8 protein-coding genes, 7 tRNA genes and 1 pseudogene are annotated in these 14,389 nt (G+C 32.6%); 6 read left to right on the plus strand and 10 right to left on the minus strand.

Translation table 11 applies throughout. The features are described from left to right. Window positions 1-346: 346 nt before the first annotated feature. The gene (locus M2475_RS06410; RefSeq protein ID WP_277490340.1) at window positions 347-763 is read right to left on the minus strand and encodes a hypothetical protein; all 417 of its coding nucleotides are present in this window, start codon (window positions 761-763) and stop codon (window positions 347-349) included. A gap of 400 nt (window positions 764-1,163) precedes the next feature. Here M2475_RS06410 and M2475_RS06415 point away from each other — a divergent pair, with 400 nt between their 5' ends. Further along, window positions 1,164-2,177 (plus strand): hypothetical protein, encoded by a 1,014-nt coding sequence (locus M2475_RS06415; RefSeq protein WP_277490341.1) that lies wholly within the window; start codon window positions 1,164-1,166, stop codon window positions 2,175-2,177. A 548-nt stretch (window positions 2,178-2,725) separates the two neighbouring features. Further along, window positions 2,726-2,857, plus strand: coding sequence for a hypothetical protein (locus M2475_RS06420; RefSeq protein WP_277490342.1), 132 nt, complete (start codon window positions 2,726-2,728; stop codon window positions 2,855-2,857). Window positions 2,858-3,108: 251 nt separating this feature from the next. Here the strand turns inward: M2475_RS06420 and M2475_RS06425 are convergent. The 7 genes from M2475_RS06425 to M2475_RS06455 all read right to left on the minus strand — a co-directional run bounded on the left by M2475_RS06425 (window position 3,109) and on the right by M2475_RS06455 (window position 3,758). Continuing rightward, window positions 3,109-3,184, minus strand: a tRNA-Phe gene (locus tag M2475_RS06425). A gap of 3 nt (window positions 3,185-3,187) precedes the next feature. Beyond that, window positions 3,188-3,264, minus strand: a tRNA-Met gene (locus tag M2475_RS06430). 26 nt (window positions 3,265-3,290) lie between these two features. After that, window positions 3,291-3,381 (minus strand) — tRNA-Ser (locus tag M2475_RS06435). Window positions 3,382-3,401: 20 nt separating this feature from the next. Then, window positions 3,402-3,478, minus strand: a tRNA-Ile gene (locus M2475_RS06440). 20 nt (window positions 3,479-3,498) lie between these two features. Then, window positions 3,499-3,575: transfer RNA gene (locus M2475_RS06445), tRNA-Met, on the minus strand. 10 nt (window positions 3,576-3,585) lie between these two features. Further along, a tRNA-Pro gene (locus M2475_RS06450) sits at window positions 3,586-3,662 on the minus strand. Window positions 3,663-3,681: 19 nt separating this feature from the next. After that, window positions 3,682-3,758 (minus strand) — tRNA-Arg (locus tag M2475_RS06455). A gap of 149 nt (window positions 3,759-3,907) precedes the next feature. On the opposite strand from M2475_RS06455, the gene M2475_RS06460 reads away from it, so the two are divergent. Next, on the plus strand, window positions 3,908-4,801 hold the full coding sequence (locus M2475_RS06460; RefSeq protein ID WP_277490343.1) for a diacylglycerol kinase family protein: 894 nt from the start codon (window positions 3,908-3,910) through the stop codon (window positions 4,799-4,801). Window positions 4,802-4,815: 14 nt separating this feature from the next. Here the strand turns inward: M2475_RS06460 and M2475_RS06465 are convergent, their stop codons facing one another. Both M2475_RS06465 and proB read right to left on the minus strand, forming a co-directional pair. Next, entirely contained in the window at window positions 4,816-6,060 is a 1,245-nt protein-coding gene (locus tag M2475_RS06465) for a glutamate-5-semialdehyde dehydrogenase (RefSeq protein WP_277490344.1), read from the minus strand. Window position 6,061: 1 nt separating this feature from the next. Continuing rightward, window positions 6,062-6,832, minus strand: coding sequence for a glutamate 5-kinase (gene proB / locus M2475_RS06470; protein WP_277490345.1), 771 nt, complete (start codon window positions 6,830-6,832; stop codon window positions 6,062-6,064). A 551-nt stretch (window positions 6,833-7,383) separates the two neighbouring features. Here proB and M2475_RS06475 point away from each other — a divergent pair. The 3 genes and pseudogenes from M2475_RS06475 to M2475_RS06485 form a co-directional block, all read left to right on the plus strand. Then, entirely contained in the window at window positions 7,384-8,439 is a 1,056-nt protein-coding gene (locus tag M2475_RS06475; protein ID WP_277490346.1) for a polymer-forming cytoskeletal protein, read from the plus strand. A 97-nt stretch (window positions 8,440-8,536) separates the two neighbouring features. After that, entirely contained in the window at window positions 8,537-9,904 is a 1,368-nt protein-coding gene (locus tag M2475_RS06480) for a sigma-70 family RNA polymerase sigma factor (protein WP_277490347.1), read from the plus strand. Window positions 9,905-9,989: 85 nt separating this feature from the next. Further along, window positions 9,990-14,389 (plus strand): annotated as a pseudogene (locus M2475_RS06485) (hypothetical protein); the annotation flags it as partial.

Below are 14,389 nucleotides of genomic sequence, written 5' to 3' on the forward strand. Positions count from 1 at the left end.
CAACTATAGAAGTGATTGAAGACTTAATTATGAAAATGTATTTATGTATATAAATCCACCATATTTATTGAATACTAGGGCAGAAAACAATATAAACACGAAATGACAAAAGTTGACCACATTGATTTGTTAAAAGTCATATTAAAAAGTAATGCAAAAACAATGATCAGTGGTTATACCAATGAACTATATAATTCCTTTTTAAAAGACTGGTATCGAATTGAATTTGATTCTTGTGCTGAATTTGGTAAAAAGAGAATCGAGGTTATTTAGTGGAATTATCCAATTGATGAACAATGAAATTATTTTAGGAGGAATAGAAAATAAAAAAAGACTAATCATAGTCTTAAAAAACGTTTCCTTTCTTAGTGAGTTTCATTTTCTGTTTATCTGTATTTTGATTGTAATTAGCTAAATAACCTATTAACCTTTTTCGGATTATTAGATCTCGAAATAACAATGCAGAGAATGCAAATGCAAAAAGTAATGCAATAGTTAGAATCATTTCTAGTAAAGTGGTTGAAATACTAGTTTGTATTAAATTATTGAGAAAAAGAAAAATTGGTACAAAAATCAAAACCGTTAAACAAACTATAACAAAGTAATCAACTTTATTTATAGCGATTCTGCTTTTTTTACCACAATGAGGGCATTCCTTATTTCCCTTGACTTTCTTAACGCGATTTTTCACATAGCTTAAAGCAATGTGATTACCACAATGGGGACATGTGAAGTATAATTCATCATTATTTAAATCAGACATATGATATCTCCTTATATGCAAGAATTATAGCATAATAGAAATAAAGAAAGTAGAGGAATAGGAAAAGAAAAGGATATTAGAAAAAGTAAATGGTGGTTAGGATGTTCTTAAAATAAAGCTTGATAGTAGAGGTTGGACAAAATAGGTTGCATATGCACATATAGAGAATAAAGCTCCATATGTCTACAGAGGAAGCTTTAATTACTTTGAAAACAAATGCTGGAAAATATATGGATAAATGGCTATGTTATGTTTTAATATATGAAGTAAAAGACTAAAAAGACTTACTCTCATAATTGTTGAGGGTAGTTTTTTTTGAATGTTCAATATATTCTTGTTTTTTGGATTAATAATACCGTATAATTAATATGCATAATACAAAAAGAAAGGATATAATATTATGAAAAAAAGAATAATGATTATGTTTTCTGCTTTTTTGGTTTTTACATTAGTGCTTACAATGAATAGTGCTACTTTGAGCGCAAGTAACCAAAATGTTTATGAATTCGCAGGGGGAAAGTTTACTCTGGAACGGTTTGATATAGTTGAAACTGATACAGAAATAATTGTGACTGAAATAGCAAAATTAGAAGTAGAAGACGGTTTGGAAATTGGAGAAAGATTCAATTTTCTTAGTGGATATTTGCCCAAAAATGGATTATTCACTCAAAGGATGCCGAGAATTACACTAATATACAATGATATAATTGTCCTGGATTGTGACAACACAAATACGTATGTTAATAAGCTTTATGATTATGGTTACTCTAATGGTGCAGCAATAAATGGTAATGTGGAGAGCTATGGATGGTGTTTAAATAGAGATGGAAAATTAAAATCTGGAATATATAAAAAAACATATACTTATAGCAAAGATTATTTTAGTAGGAATCAATTTGATAATTTAGTATCATGTGTTTCAAATGGCTTTGATGTGGTAAAAACAGAAGGAATTAAATACACTTCTCCAAACGCAGGTAGCTTTACACCAGATATGACAATCAATCATGTCAATGGAGATACTTATACAGGTGAACAACCATATATAACTAGTGTTAATTATGATAAAGATTTATTTAGTAATGTATTGATTGATGGTGAAGTGGTAGATTCATCAAACTATGAAGTTACATTGGGAAGTACAGTGGTAACTTTTAAGGATGAATATATGAAATCATTACCTTATGGGGAACATAATATAGCAATTCAATATTCAAATGGTTTAGCAGCAGAAGGAGCATTCAACATGAATTATATAGTTCCAAAGCCTGCACCAACTCCAACACCTAATAAAGCATCAGGAAAAGATGCTCCAGAAACTAATGATACATCAAATGCAAAACTTATGATTTCGTTGTTATTAGTAGCAGGGTTGATTAGTATAAATACTATAAAAAGAAAAATAGAACAATAATAAAAGCTACTCATTCGTAGCTTTTTTATTTACTTCCTTTTAAAAGCCCTACTGTATGATCTCCTTTAGGTTTTACTCCACTTAGTTTTCCAAAAATTCCATCAATTTGCAGATTTTTCCATAGGCGCTACCAAATGTCACGTTTCACCGACTATTTTTACACAAATGTATAAAAAGATGATATATTATAACTATTAAATGATAGATGTAGCCATATAGGATTTGATAAAAAGAAAAGAAGGAAAAAATGAAAAAACTTAAAATTAATTCATACTCAAAAAAAGATATTCAGGAGGCACAGCAACTTATGTTGTAACTTTAACTAGATCTGCTATGGGAAGTATCCAGATAAAGTAGATTATACTTTTACTTATAAAACAACGGATAGCGGAACTCCATTCTCTGTAGGTGGAGACAATGACTCAAATATACTTGTTACAGTAAGCGAGGGTGAGCCATATGATATTGTAGAATTTGGTGTTCCACAAAGTAACATGATATTGGAATAGAATAGAAATAGTAATAGAATTTTGAAAAGAGGAATATTTATGAAAAATCAGAAATTTTCAAATAAAATGAATCAATTGAATAATGATAATAAGTCTTATGCACTTGGCAGATTACTAATTACATTAGGGATCATCATAGTAATTTTTATCATATGGTTGTTTACTAATTAGAGAATATTTTAGGATTTCTTTTCTATATATTATGTATACTATTGAGGTGATAATATATACGATATATTGATAGACTTGAGCGATGGCAATATATCATATGAAGAGGCGTTTGAAATCATTATTGATGCGATTTGTTTTGACGACATTTATGTGATAAAACATGATAAAAATTTAGAAATTAACAATTCTATTAGATAAATAAAAAAAGTGTTTAAACCTTTAAATTAAGGATTAAGCACTATTTTTTCAAATGGTGGTCCCGGTCGGAATCGAACCAACGACACAAGGATTTTCAGTCCTTTGCTCTACCGACTGAGCTACGGGACCATTTGGTTGCGGGGACAGGATTTGAACCTGCGACCTCCGGGTTATGAGCCCGACGAGCTACCGAACTGCTCTACCCCGCGATAAATGGTATACTAAATTTTAAGAATGGCGGAGGAACTGGGATTCGAACCCAGGCGCCAGTTTCCCGACCTACCGGTTTTCAAGACCGGACCCTTCAGCCACTTGGGTATTCCTCCAAATAGATTCTTTTTTTAAATGGTGGACCCTACAGGACTCGAACCTGTGACCCACCGGTTATGAGCCGGATGCTCTGACCAACTGAGCTAAGGGTCCAGCTTAAGCATTAAATAAAATGGTGGCTGAAGTGAGACTCGAACTCACGACCTTCCGGGTATGAACCGGATGCTCTAGCCAGCTAAGCTACCCAGCCAAAATTTTAATGGTCGGGAAGACAGGATTCGAACCTGCGACCCCCTGGTCCCAAACCAGGTGCACTACCAAGCTGTGCTACTTCCCGAATACTCTAAATAAATAAATGGCGCGCCCAGCAGAAATCGAATCCACAACCTTCTGATCCGTAGTCAGACGCTCTATCCAGTTGAGCTATGGGCGCATTAATAACATGCTCTTTACAGCGCTTTATCATAATATCAAACTTCCATGTGCTTTGCAAGTCTTTTTTCGATAAAAACAAGGAAAATTATACTTCTTTCATTGATATTTTTGCTTTCTTCAATTACACTTAAAAGCAGAGGATGATATATGAAACATGTATTTATAATTAACCCAATTGCAGGGAAGCGTAATCAAAGCGTTGCATTGAGTGGTGAAATTAAAAAAGTTTTTAAAGATTGTGAATATTATATTGAATTAACTAAGCAAGAACATCATGCTACAGAGATTGCAAAGCAATACGCCTCTGAAGGTGAGGATGTTCGTTTTTATGCTTGTGGCGGAGATGGAACACTTCACGAAGTGTTAAATGGAATGTACGAGTATCCAAATGCAAGTTTAGCTATTATTCCAATCGGGACAGGAAATGATTTTATAAAATATTTTGATGCATATACACATGAAGATTTTTTAGATTTAAAAGCTATTAAAGATGGGTATTTGATGAAAAGTGACCTTTTGAAATGTAATAAGCGTGTATGTATGAATATTGCTTCAGTAGGGTTTGATGCTCAAGTTGTACAAAAGGTTGCAAAATTCAAGCGAGTTCCTTTCGTTAATGGGAAAATGGCATATCTTTTAGCTGTATTCAATAGTTTTTTTTCTTCTATGAAATTTAAGCACAGTTTGCAAATTGATGATGAATATATACCAGAACAAAACTATATATTTGTTGTGGCTGCGAATGGACGCTATTATGGTGGTGGATTCAATCCCACCCCAGATGCAACGATTGATGATGGATGTATGGATGTATTAACCATTACTTCATTGCCCCGTTATCGAGTTATGGGGTTAATTAGTACTTATAAGGCTGGCGAACATATGAAATATGATTTTGCTTATCATCGACAATGTAAGAAAATAAAAATTATAGGAGAGAAAGCCGTTGCATTAAATATGGATGGGGAAACGACATTGGAAAAAGATCCTGAAATTTATGTAATACCAAAAGCTTTGAATCTTATATTACCAAAAAAATAATATCCGCAAGGATATTATTTTCGTATTGTTCCATCTCCATATACAAGATATTTATAGGATGTTAATGCGGTTAGTCCCATAGGACCACGGGCATGAATTTTTTGTGTAGAGATTCCAATTTCTGCTCCAAAACCAAACTCTTCACCATCTGAGAAACGACTAGAAGCATTTTCGTACACAACTGCACTATCTACTTGATTCAAGAATTTTTCTGCACGCTTCTTATCTTCCGTAATAATAACATCGGAATGATGTGTTCCATAATGATTAATATGTGAGATAGCGTCGTCTAATGAAGAAACAACTTTCACAGATATTTCCATAGCAAGATACTCTTTTCCATAATCTTCTTCATCTGCTAGTAAAATACTATCGTCATATGAAGTAGTTAAAGCATCTCCATGAATTAACACCTGATTTGCTTTTAAGTTCTCAATTAACAGTGGTAAAAAGTTAGCTTGTATATCGTTGTGAACTAAAACACTTTCACAGGTATTACAAACACTGATTCGTTGACACTTTGCATTGATAATAATATCAATTGCTTTTTTGAAGTCAGCATCTTTGTCAACATATACATGACAATTTCCAGTTCCTGTTTCAATAATAGGAACACTTGCATTTTCAACTGTTGCTTTGATAAGGTTTGCTCCACCTCGAGGAATTAGCAAATTTAAATATTCTATTAATTTCATAAAAGCAACAGCACTTTCTCTTGATGTATCTTCTAGCAGTTCAATAAAATGTTCATTGTAGCCTGCTTTTATGATACCTTCCTTCATAGCTTGGACTAAAGCTTTATTAGAATGTATGGTATCTTTACTACCGCGTAAAAAACAAACATTTCCAGCTTTTAAACAAAGTGTCGCAGCATCTACACTAACATTAGGTCGTGCTTCGTAAATCATTCCTATAACACCAATTGGGACACTTTTTTTGATAATCTTTAAATCATTTCTTTGCCATTCGTCCAATATAACATTGCAAGGGTCTGGTAAGGAAATAACTTGCTTAACACCAGCGATGATAGCATCCATACGTGATGGAGTCAGGGTTAAACGATCAATAAATGAAATTGGTTTCTTATTTAGTTCTGCTTGTTCAATATCTTTTTTATTAGCTTCTAAAATTGTACTTGTATGTATTTTTAAGCTTTGAGCAATTGCATCTAAAAGATTGTTCTTACTTTGTTCATCTAAATTCATTAATTCATAAGAAGCATCTTTACAAGCTTTTCCTTTACATATTAATTCACTCATTTTATACCTCCTTTTTAAATAGTGTACCTACTTTTTTGTTTTCAATAACATCATAGATAACATTTAAGTCTTTACTGTTACAAATTACCATATCACATCCAGCACTTGTAGCAATTTTTGCTGCTGCTAATTTTGTAATCATACCACCAGTACCAACTTTATTTGTAGTGTCTTCAGCCATATCTTCAATCTCTTTAGTTACCTTTTCAACTATTGGGATAAGTTTAGCATCAGGATAACAACTTGGATTTTTATCATAAAGACCATCGATATCACTTAAAACAATCAACATTTCTGCGTTAATTAGCTGTGCAGTGATTGCTCCCAAGGTATCATTGTCTCCATATACAAGTTCTTCTGTTGCTACACTATCATTTTCGTTAATAATAGGAATACTACGATATTGTAGTAGTGTTTCCAATGTATTGGTAGCATTTTCTCTTAAGGTACTATCTACAACAACGCGTTTTGTCATTAGCATTTGTCCTACAATTTTTCCAAATTGTGAAAAAAACTTATCATATATATACATTAATTCACATTGTCCAATAGCAGCAACTGCTTGCTTGTTAAATAAAGTTGAGGGGGCTGAGGTCATTTGCATTTTTCCCATACCAGCAGCAACGGATCCGCTGCTAACTAGGATTACTTCCATACCTTGATTACTCAAGTCACTAATAATCTTTGTGAGTTCTTCAATTTTTCTTAGGTTCAACAAACCATTCTCATAAGCAATGGTACTGGAACCAACTTTAATTACAATTCTTTTCATAATAAGTTCACCTCAACTATAATTTTAACCATTATACCGTAAGATATAAGGAATAACAACGAAAACTAAAAATTCATAGAATCATACTATATATAGGAAAGAAAATATTTAATTATTTCTTATATATTGATGATTTGTGACAATTCATGAAACACTTATAACAAATAATATTTATTTTGGTAAAAAAGGCGTATAGTATAATCATAAATAATCATCTATTATTTGAGGGCGTAAATGATAATGAGTATTTCATGAAGGACATTATTTTAAGACAGGTTAGGCTTCGTTGAATTTTTTTATAAATTATTATATTTAATAAACTGAAACTACAGTTTATTTTAATTTTTTTAAAAGTAATAAAAACAAAATGAACTTATTCACTGTAATTTACGACTATAAATTGAGAGGGTGTGTATCCAAGGAAGATAGTGGCGTATGTATTATGGGATAAGTTCGTTTTTTTAGTATATTAAAGTATTTATAATAACAAAGTTATCAGGTTATTATGAAAATAGCATATTTCTTATATTGGGAGCAAGAGGAGAAAAGACATGGATATATTGACAGGGGCTAACATATTTTCGTTTAATGTAATAATTGCAATTTTATCATTTGTAATCGCAGTATTAATAATTACGTATATCATACGTAAGATTCTTTTATATCAATTGAAAAAGGAAATCGAATTAGCAGTAGATGTGTATGAAACTCTTTATCAAGAAGTAAATAGTAGTGAATGGGAATATTTGTCAAACTTAGCGAAACATGATAAGCAAATAGACATGTTGCTTGAACAAAGTAATATGCATGATAATTATAATAGGTTATCTGAAGATTTAAGAGCTTGTAAGTTGTTACTTAATGATTTTAATGCACAAAACCTAGGAGATATGGATCGAAGAACAGTAAACTCTACGTTAACATTTATCAATGGATTGATGGATAATATGGAAGATACGATTTCAGATTTTTATCATGCTTGTATCCAGCAAACACAGTCTTTAAAATTAGATTCTAAAGTAGATGTGATTCAAAAACATGAGCAAGTGGAACCAAAACGTCAACCAGTACAACAAAGCGTAAAATCTTTAAATAAAGAAATAGTGAAACCAAAAACTAGCAATGAAGAACCAAAGCCTAAAGTTGATCAACGACCAAATATAATAATGCAGGATTTAAAAGGAAATGAAGGTGTTTCAATAATTTCATCACAAACAAAGATAGATGGAAATATTATTGCGAAAGAAGAAGTAATGATACTAGGAAAGGTAAATGGATCTGTAAAATCAGAAAAATATATAGAAATTGATGCAGATGCGCAAATCAAGGGAAAACTTATTGCTCCTATGGTGCATATAAAAAGTGGTAGTTTACTTTGTGATATTTTAGCTTCAAAACAAATATTTATATCGGAAAAGGGATATATAAAAGGAAATATTGAAACGCAAGACATTGTAGTTGCTGGAACTATTGAAGGGAATATGAAGACAAGTAGTTTAAATGTAAATGAAAGTGCAAAGATTTTTGGTGATATTTATACCAATGTAATTGAAATAGAAAAAGGTGCACAAATCAGTGGGGAATTTACGATGACTCAAGAAGCATAATGCAAAGAATAGAATAAAGCGAATAAGATATAAGGATAGTTACATATGTATATAGAAGATGTCAGTAGAATATTTTATAAATAATAAGGGGGACAATATGGAAACTAAAAGAATAAGTCATGAAGTCATTCAAGCATTCAAAGATGGAAGTGAAGAAGCGTTTGCGAAAATTTATGATCACTATTTTAATCGAGTGTTGTTTTTTGCTTATAATCATTTGAGTGATACGGATTTAGCACAAGATGTGGTGCAAAATACTTTTCTCTCTGTATATCGAGGTATTAGCAAATTGCAACACCTTGAAGCTTTTCATGCTTGGATTATGCGAATTGCATATTGTGAGTGTCAGAATATATATAGAAAGAATAAAATCAAAACCGTTGATTTGCCAGAGTATATGGACATTGATGCTCTAGAGGATAATAAGAGTGATACAATTGATGAACAGATGGAGGATAAGGTTCTTCAAGATATTGTTTCTAAAGAAATAAAAATGATGAATAATAAGATAAAAGATGTTGCCATTCTTAAATATTTAGAGGGATTAAGTGAGAAGGAGATATCAGGAATTTTAAGAATTCCTAAAGGAACTGTTAAAAGTAGAACATATAAAGCTAAGGTTATTCTTCAAGATAGTTTAAAGAAAAATGGAATAACTCCAGGTACATATAAAACATATGGTTTTTCAATTCCTACTATTTTTGTTTCTGCTTGTTACTACATGCAAACGCAAATACCTACTGTACAGCCAGATTACACAACGATTGTGAACACTGCAAAAGGAATTGGTGGTGGAATAGGATTAGCAACTGGAATTAGTGCAGTTAATGGTTCAACAGCTAAAATTGGCGGATCTATGGCAAAACGATTAATTACAGGAGGAGTTGTTGCCACAATTACAATTTCTGGAGGTCTTTTATTGAATAGAGCCCCAACTGTTGCAGTCGGAGTGAATCCAGTTCATCTAGATAAAAAAGCTCCTGCTGTTGCACCAGAGAAGTGTCAAATACAAGATGTTATCTATAGTGAAGAATTTACAAATCAACTTGTACATGTAGAAGTGAAAGTAACCAATGATAACTACGATGAGATATTAATTAATGGTGTACAAACTCAAGAGATTCATGAAAATGGGGATTATGTAATCCAAATTATGTTTGAAGGAAACGTTGTAGATGAAAGAGTTATTTCGATAAACAATATTGATAGAACACCAACGGAATATCTTGGCTATTCTGCTGATGGAAACGTATATACAGTTTATTTAAATGATACCCAATCGAAAATAAATCCAGCCATGATTAAATATTATAAAAATGGACAATTGAATACGAACTTTACTTTTAATCAAGAAACGCAAACCATTCATTTTAATTATGAAGATTATACGGAAAATATTTTTGAAATACATGATAACGCAGGAAACGTAGTGGATGTTACAGTTGTTTCTAAATATTTGAAATAATTTCGAACCTTTTAAAATGAAGTAGCGACTTTAATACTGAGATGGATTAAAAATTCCATTGAGTATTGTAAGGATGGAGGAAAAAATGGTCAAAAGAGAAAAGAAAAAAGGAAACTTAACATCTTATTTCTACAAACTTTTTGTTGTGTTCTTGGCAGCATTTATGATGCTTACAAGTTTACCAACAGAAATATTTGCGAGTGCTAATGAGACATCTTCGCAAACAGTTGAAAAAACAGATGCTAGTGTTTCTAATTCAAATGAAAGCAATTTGAATGAAACAACGAATCTTCATGATGAAGATTCTAATGGTAATTTATGGCTTAGCTTTATGCGAAGTCCGCTTAAACCTAGAGGAAATGGAGATGCTCCCGATTATGGGCAAGTATCTGCAGTTCGTTTTACACAAGCCGATCAAGGATTGTTGAGTGGACTTGCATTAGATACCAATGGAAAAGTATGGACATGGGGATATAATGAACATGGTATCCAAGGGTGTGGCTATACTGCTACTGGTATGTATAATGGTGGTATGAAACGTATCCCATACTTTACAGAAAACGATATTAATATTGTTTCTATTGAAAGTGGATATTATACTGCATATGCAATTGATGATAAAGGTCAAGTATATGTATGGGGACGTGGAATTGAAGGTCAGATGGGAGATGGTTCAAACCGTAGTGTTAACCAAACTCCAAAACCAATCGCAGCATTATCAGGTGTTAAAATTAGAAAAATAGTAACTGGTATTGAAGCGGCATCTCATACGTACGCAATGGCTGAAGATGGTCGTATTTTTGCATGGGGATATGCAGATAACAATAGAATTCCAAATAGTGGTGTTTATGTTACTACACCAAAAGAAATGACAAGTTTAAATGGGTTAAATATTGTTGATATATCATTAGGTGATGCACACTGTATGTTCCTTAGCAAAGATGGAAAAGTGTACACACAAGGATATGGTTATCAAGGTCGACTTGGACATGGAAACACAACAAATGTGAATTATCCTAAAGAAGTTGAATGGTTTGCAAATAACAATAAAAAAGTTGTGCAAATTTCAGCTTCAACAAATTCAAGTTTAGCCCTTACTGAAGATGGTAAAATTTACCAATGGGGTCATATAGCAACAAGTGTTGGTGGATTTACAACAATGTTAACACCTACAGAAGTAGGTATAGATTTAACAAGTAATCCATATGGATATACACCAGAGTGGCAAAAAATTATCTGTGGGCGTTATACAAGCTATGTAATTGATACACATGGTCGTGTTTGGAGTTGGGGATCAAATGTTTTCTATTCTTTTTCAACCGATGGACCGATGGCACCAGCAAATGTTGGAGCAGGAAATCCAGATCCAACTAGATATGGGAAATTACATGAAGTTCGTTTAAAAGCGACAATGCAACCTCTTACCATGGGTGATGGAGATACTCAAGAATATATTCAAGCAGTAAAGGGACCAGTTTTTTCAAATTGGCCTACAAGCGGTGCTTATGGTACATACATGAATGAAACGATAAATACATATCGTTGGTGGGGGAATTTCTCTGATATAGCAAATGGAATGCATCCTACAATTTATGATAAAAAATATTGTAAAACCGTTGGGGAGTTTTCAAATAATAATCCAACAACTTTAGCTGCGTTAGCAACAGCGCATTCAAAAGTGTATCTAGTGGATGAGAAGGACAGAAGACTAGTATATGTAGTTAGAAAAGATGGAGCTAGTACAATTTCGGGAAACTATTATGTAGCTGAAGATAGTTATACTGGGACTTGGTTGGTAGACAATCGTTCAACATATGATCTTCCATCAGGAGTAACAGAAGAAACAAGTGTTCCAGCAATTAAAGAAAAAGAAAAAGGTTGGATTGGTCTTGCAGTCGACTTAGAAACTCATAATTGGACTGGACATAATATGAAACAAACTCCTTATATGATAGATATTAGTACATATCAATCTTCAAGTTTATATGTTGATGCTTCAGGTAACTTGTACAAAACAACGTATGATGGCGCCGGAGCTATTGCTTGGGGTTGGGATAATGAACTTTATGATTTACATACAGGAAGTGTTAGACCAGGAGAAGGATTATATAATAAGTATAATCATGAGTTAGTATTTATGAGAGGTGCACCAATGGTAACGCCTGTAGATGTTACCATTCAAAAGAGTACATCAAAAATTTACCAAACAGAGGGTAATACAAAAAGTGATAAAGTAACTGTAAAAGCAGATATTCCAGCAGCATATGTAGATGAAGATATGAATATTAAATTTACATCGGATTTACGAGATGTAAAATATGTATTTGTTCCATATGATAAATCAAATCCAGATTTTAATATTGCTGATGATGAATTGACAATTGATCAATTTAATGCAATGTATAATAATTCCGCATATACGAAGAAAGCAGATTTATTAGACGACACGATCAGTGGTGGTGATGATGGTAAAGAATGGAAAGATGAAATAGAAATAACTGAGAATGGTAGAATTTATGTGTTAACAGTAGATAATGCTTATGGTAAAGTTACAAATACTTTAAAAGCATATACTGCAGATAACTTCTATACACCAGCAGTTATTGAACATGTTGGAAATGGATATGTAGATGGAAAAATCTATGAAGAAATTTATGCTCCAACAAGTGAAAATGTTACTAAGACAAAAGAGGGAACAGATACTTCGGATGTATATGGAGTGCCTTTAGATGCTAAAGGAAATGTAATTGAAAACCCTACTTTTGGATATGATAAAGTGAAAGTCGAAAAATATGATGTTCTTCCAAATGGTGAAGATAAATATTGGTTATTTAGTACACCACAAGATGGCTCATTATCATTGACATTGGATGATAAAAAATATGTTGATGAAGATTTTACACATGAGTTTAAATACGAAAGAAATCCATCAGGATGGATAACAATTAGTTATGAAGGAAAAGATATAGATTCAGGTCTAGCTTTACCTGCATTTAGTATGGATCCAAATCCTGAGATTGTAAAAATTGATAAAGAATTAACTAGAACTCCTCCAGAAATTTCAGATTATGAGATATTAGGATACAATGTAAATACAGATAAGACAATCTATAATTTAGACAGTTCTGGCGACCTTGTGTATACGCCTACTGAAGATACAGTAATTACATTCTTATATGGAACATGGAGCGAAAATAGTGAAAAAACAGTTGTAGATAAAAATGGAGATGGATATGCATCTCCTGGAGAAGAATTAACGTATACTCTAACTTATGAAAATGAAGGTAGTGGATCAGCAAAAAATGTTCTTATCCAAGATGAATTAAAAACCGTATTACCATATGTAGAGGATCCAAAAGCAGGATCTGTTACAGTTAATAATAATGGTGCTATTACAACACACACAGTGCAAGATTTAATTGATGGAATCCCTATTGATAAAATTGCTGGGAAAACAAAAGTTACTGTTGTATTCAAGGTAAAAGTAAAAGCAGACTTAGATGTAGATACAGTAAAAGAAATTGTGAATAAATCAACAGTTGGTGAAAGCATTATTCTAACAGGAAAAGCAGAACTACAATCAGCTAAGAAAGTAGTGGATGCAAGTGGAGATGGAGTAGCATCACCAGGAGAAAAACTGACATATACAATTATCTCGAAAAACAATGGACCAGCAGATGCAAGCGATTTATTGGTAAAAGATGAAATGACTGGAGTGGTAGGACACATTAACGAAACACCATCAGCAGTAAACATCAACGTGACAATAGATGGAGCACCAGTAGGAAATTATACATTACAAGACTTGATTGATGGAATCACAATTGACAAGTTAGCGAAAGATAAGACATTGAGTGTAAGTTTCGCAGTAACAGTAAAAGATGATTTAGATGTAAGTAAAGTAAACAAGATAGCGAACACAGCAACAGTTGGAGATACAAAACCAACGATTGAAATTCCAACGGGAAAAGTTGAACTTTCTACAAGCAAAACAGTAAGTGATGCAAGTGGCGATAATATTGCAGCTCCTGGAGAAGAATTGACATATGTGATTACCGCTAAAAACTCAGGTGCAGCTACGTCAAGCGAATTAACACTAAAAGATGAACTAACAAATGTGTTAGGAAATGTAGACGAGAGTGCGGCAAGCATCGTAGTAACAGTGAAGAGTGACAAGGATGCAACTAAGAATGGAACAGTAAGTGGAAGTGAGTTAGTAACAGGATTGAAATACAAGTTACAAGCAAATGAAACACTGACATTGACATTCAAAGTAAATGTAAAAGCAGACTTAGATACAACGAAAGTTAAGAAGATAGCGAATAAAGCTACCATTGGAGATCAAAGTCCAACTGCAGAAATTCCAACCGGAATAAGTGATCTTACATCAGCAGTGAAGAGTGTAAGTGACGCAAATGGGGATGGATATGCATCACCAGGCGAAGAATTGACATACACAATAACAGCTACAAATGAAGGAACAGT

It is taken from the genome of Breznakia sp. PF5-3 (assembly GCF_029504745.1).
Taxonomy (GTDB): Bacteria; Bacillota_I; Bacilli_A; order Erysipelotrichales; family Erysipelotrichaceae; genus Breznakia.

Excerpts from the sequence above, each read along its gene's own strand:
- M2475_RS06410 (WP_277490340.1), bottom strand. The coding sequence starts at position 763 with ATGTCTGATTTAAATAATGATGAATTATACTTCACATGTCCCCATTGT.
- proB (WP_277490345.1), bottom strand. The coding sequence starts at position 6,832 with ATGAAAAGAATTGTAATTAAAGTTGGTTCCAGTACCATTGCTTATGAG.
- M2475_RS06475 (WP_277490346.1), top strand. The coding sequence starts at position 7,384 with ATGGATATATTGACAGGGGCTAACATATTTTCGTTTAATGTAATAATT.
- M2475_RS06465 (WP_277490344.1), bottom strand. The coding sequence starts at position 6,060 with ATGAGTGAATTAATATGTAAAGGAAAAGCTTGTAAAGATGCTTCTTAT.
- M2475_RS06480 (WP_277490347.1), top strand. The coding sequence starts at position 8,537 with ATGGAAACTAAAAGAATAAGTCATGAAGTCATTCAAGCATTCAAAGAT.
- M2475_RS06460 (WP_277490343.1), top strand. The coding sequence starts at position 3,908 with ATGAAACATGTATTTATAATTAACCCAATTGCAGGGAAGCGTAATCAA.
- M2475_RS06420 (WP_277490342.1), top strand. The coding sequence starts at position 2,726 with ATGAAAAATCAGAAATTTTCAAATAAAATGAATCAATTGAATAATGAT.
- M2475_RS06415 (WP_277490341.1), top strand. The coding sequence starts at position 1,164 with ATGAAAAAAAGAATAATGATTATGTTTTCTGCTTTTTTGGTTTTTACA.